2 protein-coding genes (1 of these 2 running past the window's edge) are annotated in these 19,246 nt (G+C 60.9%); both read left to right on the forward strand.

All coding sequences use genetic code 11. From position 1 onward, the window contains the following. Positions 1-5,030 carry the final stretch of a non-ribosomal peptide synthase/polyketide synthase gene (locus tag ACVZUB_RS09160; protein ID WP_482628304.1) on the forward strand. Its footprint begins 23,716 nt before the window's first position, so only the last 5,030 of its 28,746 coding nucleotides appear in the window; its start codon lies beyond the left edge, outside the window; its stop codon occupies positions 5,028-5,030. A 93-nt stretch (positions 5,031-5,123) separates the two neighbouring features. Further along, positions 5,124-19,031: an amino acid adenylation domain-containing protein gene (locus ACVZUB_RS09165; RefSeq protein ID WP_482628305.1), complete on the forward strand. Its 13,908-nt coding sequence runs from the start codon at positions 5,124-5,126 to the stop codon at positions 19,029-19,031. Positions 19,032-19,246: the final 215 nt, after the last annotated feature.

Here is a 19,246-nt window from a genome sequence, read left to right on the forward strand (position 1 = left end):
TCGGCGGCAACTCTCTCAACGCCACTCGCACGATCAAACGAATCGCCGATGCTCTCGACACCGAACTTTCGGTTCGAGTTCTGTTCGAAGCATCCACGGTGCAGGATCTCGCAGCGCACGCCGAAAGCCGGACCGGGTCGGGTGGGCGAGTCGCGCTGACCGCGGTCGAGCGGCCAGAGCGGATTCCGCTTTCGTTGGCGCAGCAGCGTATGTGGTTCCTCAACCGATTCGACGGGAGTGCAGCGGCATACAACATCCCGATGGCGCTGCGCCTTCAGGGCGATCTTGACGTCTCGGCGCTGAGCGCGGCGATTTCTGATGTGATCGGGCGGCACGAATCACTTCGAACCGTCTACCCGGAAATCGGAGACGGTCCGGTGCAGGTCGTCAAGCCCGTGTCGAGTTGGTCGGACGAAATCGTCGCAGAACCGACTGGCGTGGACGAACTCGAAGGTGAGTTGGTCGCGCTGGCGTCGACGCGCTTCGACGTCACACGCGAGATTCCGATTCGTATCCGGTTGTTCCAGTTGGCTTCCGACGAATACGTACTCGGTGTCGCGATTCATCATATTTCCGCCGACGGTTCCTCGATGGCACCGTTCGCTCGGGATGTCGTGACCGCATACGCCTCGCGGGTTGCCGGGTACACACCGTCCTGGGCTCCTCTCGACGTTCAGTACGCCGACTACAGCCTGTGGCAGCGAGAGGTGCTGGGCAGTGAGGAAGACGCGGGATCTATTGCTTCGCAGCAGATTGCGTACTGGAGCAATGCTCTTGCCGGGCTGCCTGATCAGCTTGCACTTCCCGCCGACCGGCCGCGCCCCGCGACGCAGTCCTTCCGCGGCGGTTACCTGCACTTCGATATCGATGCAGAGTTGCATGCTCGGTTGAGCGGTCTTGCCAGGGCAAATAATTCGACGCTGTTCATGCTCACGCACACTGCGTTCGCGATGTTGTTGGCTCGACTGTCCGGAACCGAGGACATCGCGGTGGGTACACCCATTGCAGGACGTGGTGAGCGGGCACTCGACGATCTCATCGGCATGTTCGTGAACACCTTGGTGTTCCGTACGCAGATCGACAGCGGCACGCCGTTCCTCGACCTGCTCGGACGTGTCAGGGAGACCGACCTTCAAGCATTTGCACATTCGGACGTTCCTTTCGAGCGACTCGTGGAGGTGCTCAACCCACCGCGTTCGACCGCTCGTCATCCGCTCTATCAGGTCGGCTTCCTCTTCCAGAACATGGAAACCGGAGGGCTCGAGCTTCCGGGGCTCACCGTCAAGGGCGTCGATATCGACAACGGGGTCGCGCAGTTCGATCTTCAGTTGATCGTCAGTGATCGGTACGACGCGAACGGATCTGCAGCCGGCATCACGTCGATGTTCAGCTACGCGCATGATCTGTTCGACGAGTCGACCGTGCAGGACTTCGCCGATCGATTCGTGCGATTGCTCGCGGAGATCGCGTCCGATCCGTCGTTGACCGTCGGCGACTTCGCGCTGCTGGATTCGTCCGAGAGCGACCGGATCCTGAACCGCTGGAACGAGACCGATCACTCCGTCCCGGGAGTCACTCTGGTCGAACTGTTCGACGAGCAGGTCGGTTCGAACCCGGGTGCGGTGGCAGTGATCGCAGGGAACACGTCGCTGACCTACGCCGAGTTCGATGCACGTGTGAACCGTCTCGCACGCCATCTGATTGCAACCGGTGTCGGTCCGGAGTCGTTGGTCGCGTTGGCAATCGAGCGATCGGTCGAACTGCTGGTCGCCATGTACGCGGTGGTGAAGGCAGGTGGTGGATACGTACCGATCGATCCGAACCACCCGGCGGACCGCATCGAGTACGTGTTGACCATGGCAGATCCGGTCTGCGTCCTCACTGCCTCGACCACTGCGAAGAATCCGGCGTTCGGTGATTCCGTGATCGAGGTGGACACGATCGATCTCGCGTCCTACGCGGAAGCGACGGTTACCGATGCGGATCGGATTGCTCCACTGCGAGTGGGCAACACCGCCTACGTGATCTTCACGTCGGGATCGACGGGGCGACCGAAGGGCGTCGCGATCTCGCATCAGGCGGTGGTCAACCAGATTCTCTGGAAGCGCGATCAGTACAGCCTGGACCGATCCGATGCGATGGTGCTCAAGACCGCGGCAACGTTCGACCTCTCGGTCTGGGAGTTCTGGTCGGCACTGACTTCCGGTGCACGACTGGTGATTGCCGAACCCGAAGGTCACAAGGACCCGAGCTACCTGCTCGACCTGATGACCCGGGAGAAGATCACGACGCTCCACGTGGTGCCGTCGATGCTCGCGATGTTGCAGTCGGCATCGGAAAATGGCCTTCCGGAATCACTTCGTCAGGTGCTTGCGATCGGTGAAGCGTTGCCGGCCGCGACCGCGACCGAGTTCGCAGAACTCAGCGACGCGCAGTTGGTGAATCTGTACGGTCCGACCGAGGCCGCCGTCTCGGTGACAGCGCACGTCGTCGGTTCGGACGATACGACCTCGGTGCCGATCGGTGCCCCCGAATGGAACACGCAGGTGTTCGTGCTCGACACGCGTTTGCATCCGGTCCCCGTCGGAGTCACCGGGGAGCTTTACCTCGCCGGTGCCCAGCTTGCTCGCGGCTATCACGGTCGCGCGGATCTGACGTCGGAACGATTTGTGGCCAACGTCTTCGGTGACGCGGGTTCGCGGTTGTACCGCACGGGCGACCTCGTCCGGTGGACGGAGAACGGCGAACTCGACTACGTGGAGCGCGCCGACTTCCAGGTCAAGATCCGTGGCTACCGCATCGAACTCGGTGAGATCGAAGCGCTTCTTCGCAAGCAGGCCAGCGTGGACTCCGCTGTGGTGGTGGCCAAGTCGGATGCGCGTATCGGTGATCGACTTGTCGGCTACGTCGTTCCTCAAAGCGGGGAAAGCATCGATGTCGAAACCTTGAAGCGGACTCTTGTGGCTGAGTTGCCGAGTTACATGGTGCCGGCGGCATTGATGGTCTTGGACGAACTACCGCTCAACATCAACGGCAAGGTCGATCGCAAAGCCCTGCCCGACCCCGAATTCGAGGCGACCGAATTCCGTGCGCCGACCAACCCCGTCGAAGAGATCGTGGCGGGTGTGTTCGCTGACGTACTCGGTGTGGCGAGGGTCGGACTCGACGACGACTTCTTCGAGCTCGGCGGAAACTCTCTCGTCGCGACGCAGGTCGTGTCGAGGCTGGGTGAGGCGTTGGACGCGCAGATTCCGGTCCGCGTGATCTTCGAGGCGTCGACTGTCGGGGCATTGGCGTCGAGGGTTCTCGAACACGCGGGATCTGGTGGCCGCCCACCGTTGGTGGCTCAGGTGCGTCCGCACGAGATTCCGCTGTCGTTGGCGCAGCAACGTATGTGGGTGCTCAATCAGTTCGACAAGACCTCGGGTGCGTACAACATCCCCGTCGCGATCCGGCTGTCCGGCGCACTCGATGTCGACGCACTTCACTCAGCGGTGTCGGATCTGATCGAGCGTCACGAAGTGCTCCGGACGGTATACCCGGACCGGGGCAACGGACCGGTTCAGATGATCCTGCCTCGCTCCGCAGCGGCGGTGGGACTGGAAGTGATCGCAACCGACGAAGCGTCGGTCGCCGAGCAGGTGGCTGACACAGTTCGCGAGGGCTTCGATGTCACGACAGCCGTTCCGTTGCGAATCCGTCTCTTCGAGGTCGACGAATCCGAGCGGGTCCTCGTCGTTGTCATTCACCACATCAGCGGTGACGGCTTCTCGATGGCTCCGTTGATCAGAGACACCATGGTTGCGTACACCGCACGTACCGGCGGGGAGACCCCGGAGTGGGCTCCGCTCGAGGTGCAGTACGCCGATTACACGCTGTGGCAGCGTGATGTCCTCGGATCGCCGGAGGACGCGGACAGTCAGCTGGGCCGTCAACTCGCGTACTGGGTGAACGAGCTCAAGGGCACTCCGGAGCTTCTGGAACTGCCGACCGACCGGCCGCGGCCGGCGCGGGCCAGCATGCGCGGTGCGGAATTCGAGTTTGCCGTCGATTCCGAGACCACGGACCGGCTCGCGACGATCGCACGGGAGCAGAACTCGACAGTCTTCATGGTGGTTCACACTGCCCTGGCCGTGCTGTTGGCGAAGATGAGTGGATCGAACGATATCGCAATCGGTACGCCGATCGCGGGTCGAGGTGAGCGGGCGCTCGACGATCTTGTCGGGATGTTCGTCAACACGTTGGTCTTGCGAACGGAGATCGCGCCTGCTTCGACGTTCGTCGACGTTCTGGCACACGTGAAGGACAAGGACTTGTCGGCATTCGCCAATGCCGACGTACCGTTCGAGCGGTTGGTCGACGAACTGGGGCGAGAGCGCTCTCACGCATACTCGCCGCTCTTCCAGGTCATGCTCACCTTCCAGAACATGGCTCTCGGTACGTTCCAGCTCCCGGGCCTCGAGCTCTCTGCGGTCGACAACGGTTTCGACCAGGCGATGTTCGATCTGCAGCTCACCGGTATCGAGCAATTCGACGATGCCGGGGTGCTGTCCGGGCTGAGGATGCGTTTCACCTATGCGACCGACCTGTTCGACGAATCGACCATCGCGCTTTTTGCGGCGCGATTCGGGCGGGTGCTCGAAGAACTGGTGACCGATCCCGGGGTCGTGATTCGCACGATCGACATCGTGACCGAGCAGGAACGCGAGGAAGCGAGCGCTGCCGAGCCGAAGTCCGCGGCGGACCTACCCGAACTGGCAGCCGCAGCGGCGGCCGCCGATCCTGAGGCAATTGCGTTCACCCACGGTGATCAGGCTGTCACCTTCGGTGAGTTGTCGACCAAGCTCGTTGCCATGCGTACCGCCATGGGGGCTGCTCTCGCCCCCGATGCTCTGGTTTCTGTGTCGCTCGCCGGACTTGTTCCGGGCATCCTGCCGGCACTTGGCGTCGACGGTCTCGCCACACTTGTGAGCTCGGTGATAGCTGACGCACAGTCGGTGTCAGCGGGCCGTGGGGGTACGGCCAGGTAACATTCAGTATTTGCCCAGTGAACGCCTCCGGCCGAGCAGAACGCTGTGCTCGACCGGGGCGCACTTCACGAAAGTCAGTTGGAGGAAGTGTAGATGTCCGTCGGTATTCCGGGACCGCAGTCGCTGACGATCGAAGATCTGCCGAAGTTGGTGGCTGCAGTTGCGGTGGTAGATCCTGATCGTGTGGCTCTGAGCCACGGTGGAACCGAAATCAGCTACGGACGACTCAATGACGAGTTGGTCACTCTCGACACCGCGATGGGTGGGGCATTGGGGGCGGATGCCCTGGTTCCTGTTGTCGTTTCCACGGTGCTGCCAGAGCTGATCGGCAGCGAGGCCGACGGTCTCGGCGCGGTGGTCGACCGTCTCATCACCGACGGCACTTCGATCGTGGAGGTCGCGTCGGAGTCCGATGCACACGTGACCCTCGCAGGACTCTTCGACGAGCAGGTCGAGCGGACGCCGGATGCGCTCGCGCTGGATTACGCCGGAACGCAGCTCACTTACGCGCAGTTCGACGCGCGGGCGAACCGCCTGGCCCGTGAACTCGTCGCGGCAGGTGTCGGACCGGACAGCCTCGTCGGTCTCGCGATGCGTCGATCGATCGATCTCCTCGTCTCGATGTACGCGATCGTCAAGGCCGGCGGCGCGTACGTTCCACTCGACCCGGATCATCCTGCCGACCGTCTCGCTTACGTACTCGAGATCGCGAAGCCCACGGCTGTGCTCACACGTACGTCCGATGCCGTGGTGCTGCCGCACGGTACGCCCACGCTCGACGTCGACACCCTCGACTTGTCGGGTCGTGCCGAGACAACTGTCACCGACGCCGACCGGTTGGCGCCGCTGCGCGCGGACAACACTGCGTATGTCATCTTCACGTCCGGATCGACCGGACGCCCCAAAGGCGTTGCAGTCTCTCACCGTGCCATCGTCGCGAACCTGCAATGGCGTCAGACCGAGTACGGATTCACTGCCGACGACGTGATCTTGCAGAAGACACCCTTCACTTTCGATGTGTCCGTGTGGGAGTTCTTCTGGCCGCTGCAGGTCGGTGCATCGCTGGTGATCGCGGAACCCGACGGACATCGTGATCCGGTGTACGTGGCTCGCACGATGATCGAGCGCGGAGTGACGGCGGTGCACTTCGTGCCGTCGATGCTCGCCGTATTCGTCGCCGAACCCCTTGTTGCGCAGGTCAAAACCCTTCGCTACGTGTTCGCTTCCGGTGAGGCGTTGCCGGCTCGAACGGCGGCACGTCTGCGCGAGGTCAGCAGCGCTGGACTCCACAACCTGTACGGCCCGACCGAAGCCGCCGTCGACGTGACTTATTACGAAACCGGCGAGCAGGATCAGGTGTCGGTGCCGATCGGTGCAGCAGTTGCGGACACCGAGCTCCTGGTACTCGACGATGCGCTGCGGCCCTCGCCGTCGGGTGTAGCAGGAGAGCTCTATCTTGCCGGGATTCAGCTGGCCAGGGGTTACGTGTCGCGTCCCGATCTCACGGCAGACCGCTTCGTGGCGCGGCCCGGCGCTACTGACGGATCCCGGATGTACCGAACCGGAGACCTGGTGCGCTGGCGCGGTGCCGGAGCGAACCGTCAGCTCGAATACATCGGTCGCACCGACTTTCAGGTCAAGCTCCGCGGTCTGCGCATCGAGCTCGGTGAGATCGAGGCGGCACTGCTCGATTGCGAAGGTGTTTCCCAAGCCGTGGTGATCGTCCATTCGGACGAAACGATCGGTGACAACTTGGTGGCCTACATCGTCGCCGAGGGTATCGATTCAGAGAATCTGACGTCGTCGCTTGGCGAACGGCTACCCGACTACATGATCCCTGCCATGTTCGTCGAACTGGACGAGTTTCCGCTCAACGCCAGCGGCAAACTGGATCGAAAGGCTTTGCCCACACCCGAATTCGTGTCGAAGACGGTTGAGTACCGCGAGCCCGTGACACCCACCGAAGCCGGTGTGGTCGCGATCTTTGCCGATCTGCTCGGGCAGGATCGGGTAGGGGCAGATGACGGCTTCTTCGAACTGGGCGGCAACTCGTTGCTCGCCACTCGCGTGGTTGCGCGGATCAATGCCGAACACGGCATCGCCATCGACATGCGCAACTTCTTCGACGCACCCACCGCCGCAGAACTTGCCGTCTTCATCGACGAAGCGAAAATCTCAGAAGACCGCAAGGCTCACGTTCCCCTGATCCCTCGCGAGCGCCCCGAGTTGGTTCCGCTGTCTTTGGCACAGCAGCGCATGTGGTTCCTCAATCGATTCGAACCAGAATCGGCAGTCGACCATATTCCGGTCGCGCTGCGGCTCAGCGGAGCGCTCGATGTCGATGCGTTGCAAGGCGCACTCGAGGATTTGATCGAGCGGCACGAGATCCTTCGGACTGTGTACCCGGAGGTCGACGGCGTCGGATATCAGCGCCTGGTCGACATTGCAGCCGTGGTACCGAACCTGACTCCCATACGGGTGGACGAGTCGGCGATCGTCGAGCGCGTGACCGACTTCGTGACTCCGGGATTCGACGTGACCACCGAGGTTCCGATTCGGGCGGCACTCTTCCAATTCGCCGCCGACGAATTCGTCCTCGTGTTCGTCGTCCATCACATCAGCGGTGACGGGTTCTCCATGGGACCGTTGACCAAGGACATCGTTTCGTCTTATGTGTCTCGGACACAGGGAATTTCGCACGATCTTGCTCCTCTGCCCGTACAGTTCGCCGACTTTGCACTGTGGCAGCGCGAGGTTCTCGGCAGTGAGGACGACCCGGATTCTCTGATCACTCGCCAGGTCGACTACTGGCGCCACGCATTGGCCGGTATTCCCGATCAGCTCGATCTTCCGTCGGACCGCCCGCGCCCGCGCGTCGCGTCGAACCGGGGAGCCGGGCACACATTCACGATCGAGCCTGACCTTCACCAGGCTCTCAATCGAATTGCACTGGACAACAATGCATCACTGTTCATGGTGTTGCACAGTGCCGTGGCGATTCTGCTGGCGCGGTTGTCCGGGACTTCGGACATTGCGATCGGCACTCCGGTCGCCGGTCGAGGCGATCAAGCTCTCGATGACCTCATCGGGATGTTCGTCAATACGCTCGTGCTCCGCACAGATGTTGACGTCAACATGTCTTTCATCGACTTGATCGCCCGGGTTCGAGATATCGATCTCGATGGATTCGGTAACTCGGACGTTCCGTTCGAGCGGTTGGTGGAGGTGCTCAATCCCTCGCGATCGCAGTCGAGGAATCCGCTGTTTCAGGTGATGCTCTCTATGCAGAATCTTGGGCAGAGCACGCAAAGCAGCCTCGAGGTACCGGGATTGATCATCTCTGGGCTCGATGTCGATTCGGCGACAGCCAAATTCGACTTGCAGTTCACGATCTGGGAGTCCGACGCGACTGCTGCGTCAGGGGGCCTGAGCGTGGCACTCGTTTATGCGACGGATTTGTTTGACGAGGCATCGGTGAAATCTTTCGCCGGTCGGTTGACTGTGATTCTTGAAGCGATTGCAGCGGATGCCACGGTGGTGGTCGGTGATATCGATTTGCTCGATGCTGCCGAGCGTTCGGACGTTTTGGATTCTTGGATGGTTCCTGGTGTCGAGGTCGAGCCCGGCACGACGTTGGTTTCGATGTTCGACGCGAGGGTTGTGGGTGAGGCTTCGTCGACTGCCGTGGTGTTCGAGGGTCGCCGGTTGTCGTTCGGCGAGCTGGATGAGGCGGCAAATCGGTTGGCGCGCAAGCTGATCGAGTCGGGTGTTGGTCCGGAGTCGTTGGTGGCGGTGATCTTGCCGCGGTCGGTCGAGTTGGTTGTCACGTTGTTGGCTGTTGTGAAGGCCGGTGGTGGCTATCTTCCGATTGATCCGACGTATCCGGCAGAGCGAATCGCTTATACGTTGGGGGACGCGCGTCCTGTGTGCGTCGTCGCTGCAGGTGATGTCGTCGATGTCGAGGTGCCAGTTCTTGACGTGATGGCGTTGGACTTGGCGAATTACGACGGTTCGCCGGTGTCGGACGGTGATCGTCGTTCTGCGTTGCGTGCCGACGATATTGCCTACGTGATCTATACGTCCGGTTCGACTGGGAAGCCGAAGGGTGTGGCGGTCAGTCATCGGAATGTGGTGGAGTTGTTTGCGAATGCTCAGCCGCGGTTCGGTTTCGATGGTTCGGACGTGTGGACGTTGTTCCACAGTTACGCGTTTGATTTCTCGGTGTGGGAGTTGTGGGGCCCGCTGTTGTACGGCGGCACTGTTGTGGTGGTGGATTACCTGACTTCTCGCTCGCCGGAGCAGTTCCGTGAGTTGGTTGTGCGGGAGCGAGTGACAGTGCTCAATCAGACTCCTTCGGCGTTCTATCAGTTCGCCGAGGCGGATCGGATGGCTGGCGATTCGGCCGGTTCGTTGTCGTTGCGTCATGTGATCTTCGGCGGTGAGGCGCTGGATTTGTCTCAATTGGTGCGTTGGTATGACCGTCATGACGATAGTTCGCCGCGATTGGTGAACATGTACGGGATCACCGAGACCACTGTGCATGTGTCGTTCTCGGCACTCGATTCGGTGATGGTTCGTGAGGCGAGTGGTTCGGTGATCGGCCGTGGCCTTGGTGGATTGTCGGTGTTCGTACTCGACGATCGACTTAGTCCTGTGCCGGTGGGTGTTCGAGGCGAAATGTATGTCGCTGGTGGTCAGCTTTCGCGTGGGTATGTGGGCCAGCCCGGGTTGACTGCTGGTCGTTTTGTTGCGAACCCGTTCGGCCGCAGCGGTTCCGGTGATCAGATGTACCGGACAGGTGATATTGCGCGGTGGAGTGTCGACGGGGTGCTCGAGTACGCGGGCCGAAGTGATTCGCAGATTCAGTTGCGTGGGTTCCGGATTGAACTCGGCGAGGTCGAGGCTGCGTTGTTGCGTGTGCCTGGGGTGGCTGGCGCTGTGGCGGTTGTGCGCTCGGATGTTGCGCTCGGTGATCGTCTTGTGGGGTATGTGGTCCCCGAGGCTGGCATGGATCTTGCTGCTTCCGTTGTGTCGACGAGGGTGAGCGAGTTCCTGACCGGGTACATGGTTCCGGATGCTGTGGTGGTGCTCGAGGAGCTTCCGCTGACGGTGAACGGTAAGTTGGATCGGAAGGCGTTGCCGGAGCCAGTATTCGAGGTGCGGGAGTATCGAACACCCGCAACTGATACGGAGTTGGCGGTAGCGGGCGTCTTTGCCGACGTTCTGGGGGTCGAGCGTGTCGGGTTGGATGATGATTTCTTTGCTTTGGGTGGTAATTCGCTCGTAGCCACACGATTGGTCGCCAGGCTCGGGCGAGCGCTCGATACGACGATCCCCGTGAGGGTCCTGTTCGAAAATTCGAATGTAGAGTCGCTGGCGGCGGCGATCTCGTCACACGTCAGTTCCGGGAACATTCCGGCACTAGTCGCAGGACCTCGCCCCACGACGATTCCGTTGTCACTTGCTCAGCAGCGCATGTGGTTCCTGAGCCGCTTCGACCCCGAATCGGCCGTCAACAATATTCCGATTGCGCTGCGTTTGAGTGGCCAGTTGAATCTGTCGGCACTGCAGTTGGCCGTATCGGATGTGGTGGATCGGCACGAATCGCTACGGACGATCTACCCCGAGGCGGGTGGGCAAGGTCAGCAGGTGATTCTGCCTGCCTCGAAGGTATCTTTTGATCTCACCCCAGTCACTCTGGGCGGAACTCGGATCGAAGAGGCACTGCTGACGCTCGCTCTGGCAGGGTTCGATGTGACAATGTCGGTACCGTTCCGTGTGCAGTTGTTCGAGGTGGGGGCGGACGCATTTGTTCTCGCCTTCGTTATGCATCACATCGCAGCGGACGGGTTCTCGATGCGTCCGTTGACTCGGGATGTCATGGTTGCTTACGCCGCTCGGGTTTCGAATGGCGTTCCGAATTGGACTCCGCTCGAGGTGCAGTACGCCGATTATGCACTCTGGCAGCGGGAGGTCCTCGGCGACGAGGACGACCCGAATTCGTTGATCTCGGCTCAGCTGGACCACTGGCGCTCCGTCCTCCGCGACTCTCCGGAAGTGCTTGCGTTACCAGCTGACCGATCCCGCCCGGTCGTCGCCTCGAATCGTGGCGCTACGTACCGCTTCTCCGTCAGTGAAGAGCTTCGGTCGAGCTTGGACTCACTTGCACGCGAGCGGAACGCGTCGCTGTTCATGGTGATGCATTCGGCCCTCGCCGTGCTTCTCGCAAGGTTGTCCGGTACCAGTGACATCGTGATCGGTACCCCGGTTGCAGGGCGAGGCGAAAAGGCGCTCGACGATGTGATCGGTATGTTCGTGAATACACTGGTCCTGCGGACTCCTGTTGACCTCGCCAGTTCGTTCAGTGCGCTCGTCTCGGCAACGCGGAGGACAGACCTTCAGGCGCTCGGCAACGGCGATGTTCCGTTCGAGCGGTTGGTCGAGGTGCTCGATCCCACCCGATCGCAGGCACATCACCCGCTGTTCCAGGTCGCGCTGTTCTTCCAGAACATGTCGCAGGATGCGTTGGAGCTTTCAGGTTTGGAGGTGTCGGGTCTCGAGTTCGACGCGGGTATCGCGAAATTCGACCTTCAACTGACCCTCGCTCCTCGCATCGAAGATACGCACGAATCTGGCATGTTCGCCGAGTTCGCATACGCCACAGACCTATTCGACGAGTCGACCATTCGTGGATTTGCCGATCGGTTCACCAGGATCCTCGAGCAGGTGGTCGTGGATCCGTCGATCACCGTGGGTGACATCGAACTGTTGGAGGAGGCCGAGCGCGAGTCGCTGTTGATTGCGCGCAACTCCACCGCGCATGACGTTGAGAACAGCGAGACGTTGGCTTCGCTGTTCGACACCCGCGTTGCGTTGGCACCCGATGCTGTTGCCGTGGTGTTCGACGGCCAGTCGCTGACCTATGGCGAGTTGTCGGAACGTGTGAACAAGTTGGCACGCAAGCTGATCGACAACGGGGTCGGGCCCGAATCGTTGGTGGCCTTGGCGATGCGTCGATCGCTCGATCTCGTAGTGGGTATGTACGCGGTGATCGCCGCGGGCGGAGCCTACGTGCCCTTGGATCCTGATCACCCGGCCGAGCGGATCGGGCACATCCTCACGACGGCCGATCCGGTCTGTGTGCTGTCGACGACGCGGGATGCTTTCGTAGCGCCGAACGGCGCCGACGTGCTGTTGATCGACGGTGTCGATCTTTCGAGCTACTCGGCTTCAGTCGTTTCCGATGCTGATCGTCGCGGTCGTCTGCATGATGTGAATGCCGCCTACGTGATCTTCACCTCGGGTTCCACGGGCAAGCCCAAAGGCGTTGCGGTGTCGCATCACGCCATCGTGAACCAGGTCCTGTGGATGCAGGATCAGTACGCCATCGGCCCAGAAGACGTCTATTTGCAAAAGACTGCTACGACATTCGACGTCTCGTTGTGGGGATACTTCACTGCGCTTTTGTCCGGTACGAGAGTGGTGCTGGCATCTCACGACGGCCATCGAGATCCCGCGTATCTGGCTCGTCTGATCGAAGATCATCGGGTGACGCTGACGGACTTCGTTCCATCGATGTTGACCGTCTTCGCGACTTCGGTTCCGGAACACGCATTGGTGTCACTGAGGGACGTATTCGTGATCGGTGAGGCATTGCCGGTCGAGACGGTGCGTGCATTCGCTCAGGTGTCGTCTGCAGGCCTGCACAATGTGTACGGCCCAACCGAGGCTGCGGTCTCGATCACCTACTACGAGGTCGATGGATCGGAATCAACAGGGATTCCGATCGGGGTGCCCGAGTGGAACTCGCAGGTCTACGTGTTGGACAGTCGGTTGCAGCCGGTGCCGGTAGGCGTTGCGGGTGAGCTGTATCTGGCCGGTGATCAACTGGCGCGCGGTTACGTCGCGCGACCCGATCTCACCAGTGATCGTTTTGTCGCGAACCCATTTGTGGAGGCGAGCGACACGAACGGTGAAATCAATCCCGGTGGCAGTCGGATGTATCGCACCGGGGACCTGGTGTGGTGGAACACCGCAGGCGAACTCGAGTATGTCGGGCGTACCGATTTTCAGGTCAAATTCCGTGGTCAGAGGATCGAACTGGGTGAGATCGAGTCAGCTCTGCTGGCGCATTCGACGGTAGCTCAGTGTGTGGTCACTGTGGCATCCACCGATATGGGCGATCAGCTGGTCGCATATGTGATCGCGGTCCCGGATTCTGTGATCGACGTAGAAGTCTTGAGGAATGCGCTTCCTGAATCGCTACCTGTCTACATGATTCCGAACGCGATCATGGTCTTGGACGAGTTGCCTCTGAACTCGTCTGGGAAGTTGGATCGGAAGTTGTTGCCGGAGCCGGTGTTCGAGGTTGCGGTGTTCCGGGCCCCGGTCACGCCGGTAGAACAAATTGTCGCTTCTGTCTTCTCGGCGGTACTCGGGGTCGAGCGAGTGGGTCTGGATGACGACTTCTTCGCACTCGGCGGAAACTCTTTGATTGCTACTCGAATGGCCGCTCGGTTGGGGCAGGCGCTCGATGCACAGGTTCCGGTGCGGGTGTTGTTCGAGGCGTCGTCGGTGGAGTTGTTGGCTGCGCGGATGGAGTCGGAGATCGGTTCGGGTGCGCGGGCGGCGTTGACTGCTCGGGTGCGTCCGGAGCGGGTGCCGTTGTCGTTGGCGCAGCAGCGGATGTGGTTCTTGAACCGTTTCGATACGTTGTCGTCGGCGAACAATATTCCGGTGGCGATTCGGTTGTCGGGGTTGTTGGATGTGGCGGCGTTGGACGCTGCGGTGTCGGATGTTGTTGTGCGGCATGAGATTTTGCGGACAGTGTATCCGGAGGTCGACGGTGTCGGGTTCCAGGAGGTGTTGTCTGCGGATCGGGTGCGGTTGGATGTGTCGCCGGTGGCGGTGTCGGAGTCCGATGTCGTTGGTGCGGTGACGGAGTTCTTGTCGGCTGGTTTCGATGTGGCGGTGGAGGTTCCGGTTCGGGCGCGGTTGTTCGCGGTGTCGGAGTCGGAGTTCGTGTTGGCGATGGTGGTTCATCACATCAGTGGTGATGGTGTGTCGATGGGGCCGTTGACGCGTGATGTGATGGTGGCGTACGAGGCTCGTTCTCGGGGTGAGGTGCCGGGGTGGGCGCCGCTCGAGGTGCAGTATGCGGATTACGCGTTGTGGCAGCGGGAGACTCTCGGTTCGGAAGATGATCCGTCGTCGTTGATTTCGCGTCAGATCGGGTTCTGGGAGTCGGCGTTGGCGGGGTTGCCGGATCAGTTGGATTTGCCGGCTGATCGTCCGCGGCCGGCGGTGGCGTCCAATCGTGGCGCCAAACACGCTTTCGTTATCGACGCGCCAGAGCATCATTCTTTGAAAAAAATTGCCCGTGAGTCGAATTCGTCCTTGTTCATGGTGGTGCATGCGGCGTTGGCGGTGTTGTTGTCGCGGTTGTCGGGGACGTCCGATATTGCGATCGGTACTCCGGTGGCGGGTCGTGGTGAGCAGGTTCTCGATGATTTGATCGGGATGTTCGTCAATACGTTGGTGTTGCGGACCGAGGTGGATTCTTCGGAGTCGTTCTCGGGGTTGTTGGGTCGGGTTCGTGAGGGCGATCTGGGTGCGTTTGCGCACGTAGATCTGCCGTTCGAGCGGTTGGTGGAGGTGCTCAATCCGGCGCGGTCGCAGGCGCGTAATCCGTTGTTCCAGGTGATGCTGTCGTTCCAGAACATGGAGCAGTCGGTGCTTCGACTTGGCGATCTGACAGTTGCGGGAATCGACGCCAACACGGTGGCGGCCAAGTTCGATCTGCAGCTGACCATGGTCGAGCAGTTCGACGAGGCGGGTGCCCCGGCGGGGATGGCGGCGCAGTTCACGTACGCGACGGATCTGTTCGACGAGTCGACGGTGGCAGGCTTTGCCGGCAGGTTCGGGCGCATCCTTGCTGAGATCACTGTTGATCCGTCAGTTCGGTTGGGTGATATCGACGTACTTACCGCTGCTGAGCGCAGCAACCTTCTCAGCTGGTCCGCTGGTGGGCGCACAGCGTTGGCAGGCGCGTCCTTGACTGCGATGTTCGAAGAACACGTTGGGCGGACGCCTGATTCTCTTGCCGTCGAGTGCGATGGCGAGGCGCTGACCTATGGGCAGCTCGACGCCTACGCAAACGTGGTGGCCGAGCGATTGACGGCGGCCGGCGTCGGTCCGGATGACGTCGTCGCGTTGATCGTGCCGAGGTCGGTCGAGTGGGTCGTAGGTATGTTGGCGGCGTGGAAGGCGGGTGCTGCGTACGGGCCGATCGATCCGTCGTACCCACAGGATCGGATCGAAGCGATAATCGCCGACACCGGCGCCCGATGCGCGGTGAGTACGACGACTCTCGATCTGGCGGTGGACGTGATCGTCCTCGACAACATCATGCGCGATTCGCCGATGGTGGAGAGGCCGACGGATCGATGGCGTGAACTCGGTGCGGGGGACCGCTTGGGGTATGTCATTTCGACATCCGGTTCGACGGGTCGTCCGAAGCCGACGTTGGTGCCGATGGCCGGCATCGAGAACACGGTGGCCTGGTACCGCAGCGAGTTGCCCGAAACTGGTGGTCTATTGATCGCGTCGTCACCGAGTTTCGACTTGACGCAGAAGAACGTCTGGGCAGCGTTGAGCAGCGGTCGGAGCGTAGTGCTTGCCCCAGACGGTTTCGATCCGGATGCGATCGTTGCTCGCGTCGGGCACGGTGACGTTGCAGTGGCGAACATGTCGCCGAGCGCGTTCGAAGCCGTGGTGGATTCCGACGAGGATTCTGCTTTGAGCGTTCTCGATGTTGTGTTCCTTGGAGGCGAGTCGATCCGGCTTAATCGTCTTGGCAGTTTGTTGTCAGGCGGAGTACGCGTGGTGAACAGCTACGGCCCGACGGAAGCGTCGGACGTGGTCTCGTTCCACGCGGTGACTGCGCATGACACCGTCAGCGTTCCGATCGGTGCACCGGTGCCGAACATGGATCTGTTCGTTCTGGATCGGTCGTTGGGTATGGTGCCGCCGGGCGTGATCGGCGAGTTGTATGTCGGTGGTGTCGGTGTCGGTCGCGGATACGGAAACCGAGCGGCGTTGACGGCGGAGCGTTTCGTCGCCAACCCCTTTGCGGGCGGGGAAAGGGGCGCCTCAGATGGCGGCAGCAGGTTGTATCGAACCGGCGACCTGGTCAGGTGGAACGGTCGGGGCGAGCTGGAGTACATCGGCCGATCGGATTTCCAGGTCAAACTGCGGGGGCAGCGTATCGAACTCGGCGAGATCGAATCTGCTCTGATCTCGCACGAGGCGGTTTCAGATGCGGTGGTCGTCCTGCACAGCGATGCGACGTTCGGCGACAGCCTGGTCGGGTATGTCGTGGGAACTGCAGTAGATGCGTCGGAAGTTCTGGAGTCTGCCCGGGCCGTGCTTCCGACGTACATGGTGCCCTCGAAGGTTCTTGTCCTCGACGAGCTTCCACTCAATGCGTCGGGCAAATTGGATCGAAAGGCTCTCCCGTCACCGGTATTCGAGGCAGCAGAGTTTCGGGCGCCGGTCACAGCGGTGCAGGAAATTGTTGCGTCGGTGTTCGGCGATGTGTTGGGTGTGGAGCGCGTCGGGTTGGATGACGATTTCTTTGCGCTGGGTGGTAATTCGTTGATCGCTACCAGGTTGGCAGCACGGCTGGGGCAGGCACTCGATGCGCAGGTTCCGGTGCGCGTGCTGTTCGAGAACTCGACAGTGGAAGGTTTGGCTGTAGTAGTCCAAAAGACCGCAGGTTCCGGTGCGAGGATGGAGTTGGAGGCGCGGGAACGTCCAGAACGCCTTCCTCTGTCCTTGGCCCAGCAGCGAATGTGGTTGATCAACCAGATGGATCCCGGTTCTGCGGCATACAACATTCCGTTGGCACTGCGATTGACAGGGAACTTGGATGTCGCGGCTTTGCGCCAGGCTCTTCACGACGTTTTGATTCGACACGAGTCGCTCCGGACCAGCTACCCGAGTGACATCGAAGGGCCGGTTCAGAAAATCGTCGCGATCGACGAACTCCTTTCGCCTCTCGAAACGATTCAGGTAGACGACGAGGCCGCGGCGTTCAATCGCGTCGTGGAGTTGGTGACGACCGGATTCGACGTAGCTCAGGAGGTACCTGTACGCACTGGGTTGCTCGAGTTGGGCCCGGCAGACTTCATATTCGTCTTGGTCGCTCATCACATCGCCGCTGACGGTGAATCGATGGGACCTCTTGCCCGAGACATGATGGTCGCCTACGAGGCTCGCGTGCGCGGCACCGCGCCGTCGTGGACGCCGTTGACTGTTCAGTACGCGGACTTCGCGATCTGGCAGCGCGAAGTACTCGGTAGCGCCGGCGAGGTCGGCTCACAGGCTGCACGGCAACTCGACTTCTGGCGCCGGACGTTGGACGGTGTGTCGTCGACGCCCGGATTGCCTTCCGACCGTCAGCGACCCGCGCAGATGTCTGCACGTGCCGGTGTCTCGGAGTTCTCCGTCAACGCGGAGACGGCGGCGCGGCTCAACGAGATTGCGCGCGAACACAACGCCACATTGTTCATGGTTGTGCACGCTGCGCTTGCAGTTCTCATCGCACGGTTGAGTGGAAGCCGAGATTTCGCGATCGGAACGGTAGTGGCCGGGCGAGGTGAGCAGCAACTGGACGACATAGTCGGAATGTTCGTCAACACGCTTGCACTCAGGACCGCTCCGGATCTCGGAGCGGGATTCGGCGACTTGGTCTCGCTCGTCCGAAACGTCGATCTCGAGGCATTTGCGAACGGAGACATCCCGTTCGAGGAAGTAACCGGCGTCGTGTCGGTGTCAGCGAGCGAGCTCTTCCAGGTTGCACTGTCGGTCGAACCGATGGCAGGAGCCGAGTTCAGTCTGCCGGATTTGAAGATCACGGCTGTCGAGGGTGTGGAGGCGACTGCGAAGTTCGACCTCCAACTCAATCTCAGTTCAGATCCGGTAACGGGAGGGTTGCTCGGCCATTTGGTTTTCGCTGCGGACCTTTTCGACCAAGCAACCGCCGACGCACATGTCGAGCGCTTCGTCCGCGTTCTAGATCGGGTCTCCTCGGATCCTTCACGTCCGATTGGTGACATCGAACTGCTCACCGACTCCGAACGAGCAGAAGTCCTCGGCTCCGTGGACACAACGCCACCCCCGGCAGTTGGCGCTTCGACGGGCAGACTTGTGCCACAGCTATTGGCGAACTCCATAGAGGCTGATCCTGACGCCGTCGCAGTCGTGTGCGATGAAGAGGAAGTGACATACCACGAGGTCGATGCACGATCATCTCGCCTTGCGCGCCACCTCATCAGTCTTGGGATCGGCCCGGGCGACGCAGTTGCGATGACAGGGCTGCGTGGCATCGAACTGGTGGTAACGATCTGGGCGCTGTCCAAAGCAGGCGCGGCAGTACTCGTGAGAGCTACAACAGGCGCAGTGCGTACGCCTGGAAGAGGAACAAACCCGAGTGTGGCCTTGACGCTGACTTCGGGCAGTGCAGATTCTGATATTGCGCTGGATACGATCCTCGACCTGAACGAGTCCGATGTTGTCGAATTGGTGGCGTCGTATTCGAGTCGTTCCGTGAACTACGCGGACCGGGTTCGTCCGCTCAATGTGGACGACGTCGCGGTCGTGGTTACCGGATCAGCCTCTGACCAGATCACCCAGGGAGAGCTCGCGGCGAAGTTGGATGCCATGTCGCAAAAGCACGAGGTCGACTACGAATCGCGTTTGATGTACTTCGGTCCCGACGACGATGAAACCTCGGTTCTAACGATTCTGCTGGCAGGGGTAGTGGGTGGCGTCGTCCTTGTGTCCTCGGAAGATTCTCGAAATGCCGATGTGCACGGCCGCCTCGAGGAGGAGTGGGTTTCGCACGCGGTAGGTCAGACAGACGTCTTCACAGATGTCGTCGAAGGAGCTTTGCCTGATCTACGCCTGGCGTGTGATCCCGCGACGTGGACTCTGAGCTGACGCCGCCGTTCTCGAAGTAGATAGACGCCCTTATCCCGAACAGTCCGATGATGTCCACTCCTCGACAGCTGTAACAATGGTTCGGTGTGTCCGATCAACTACTGGGGTCATACCGGGACGTCGAACTCGATTTGCCCAGGTCAAGGGTAGAACCTCGGAAGTGATCGGATTCCCGCGAATACCGATCGAACTGCAGTACCAAAGCGAAGGTGAAA

The sequence above is a fragment of the Rhodococcus sp. OS5 genome (assembly GCF_056837585.1).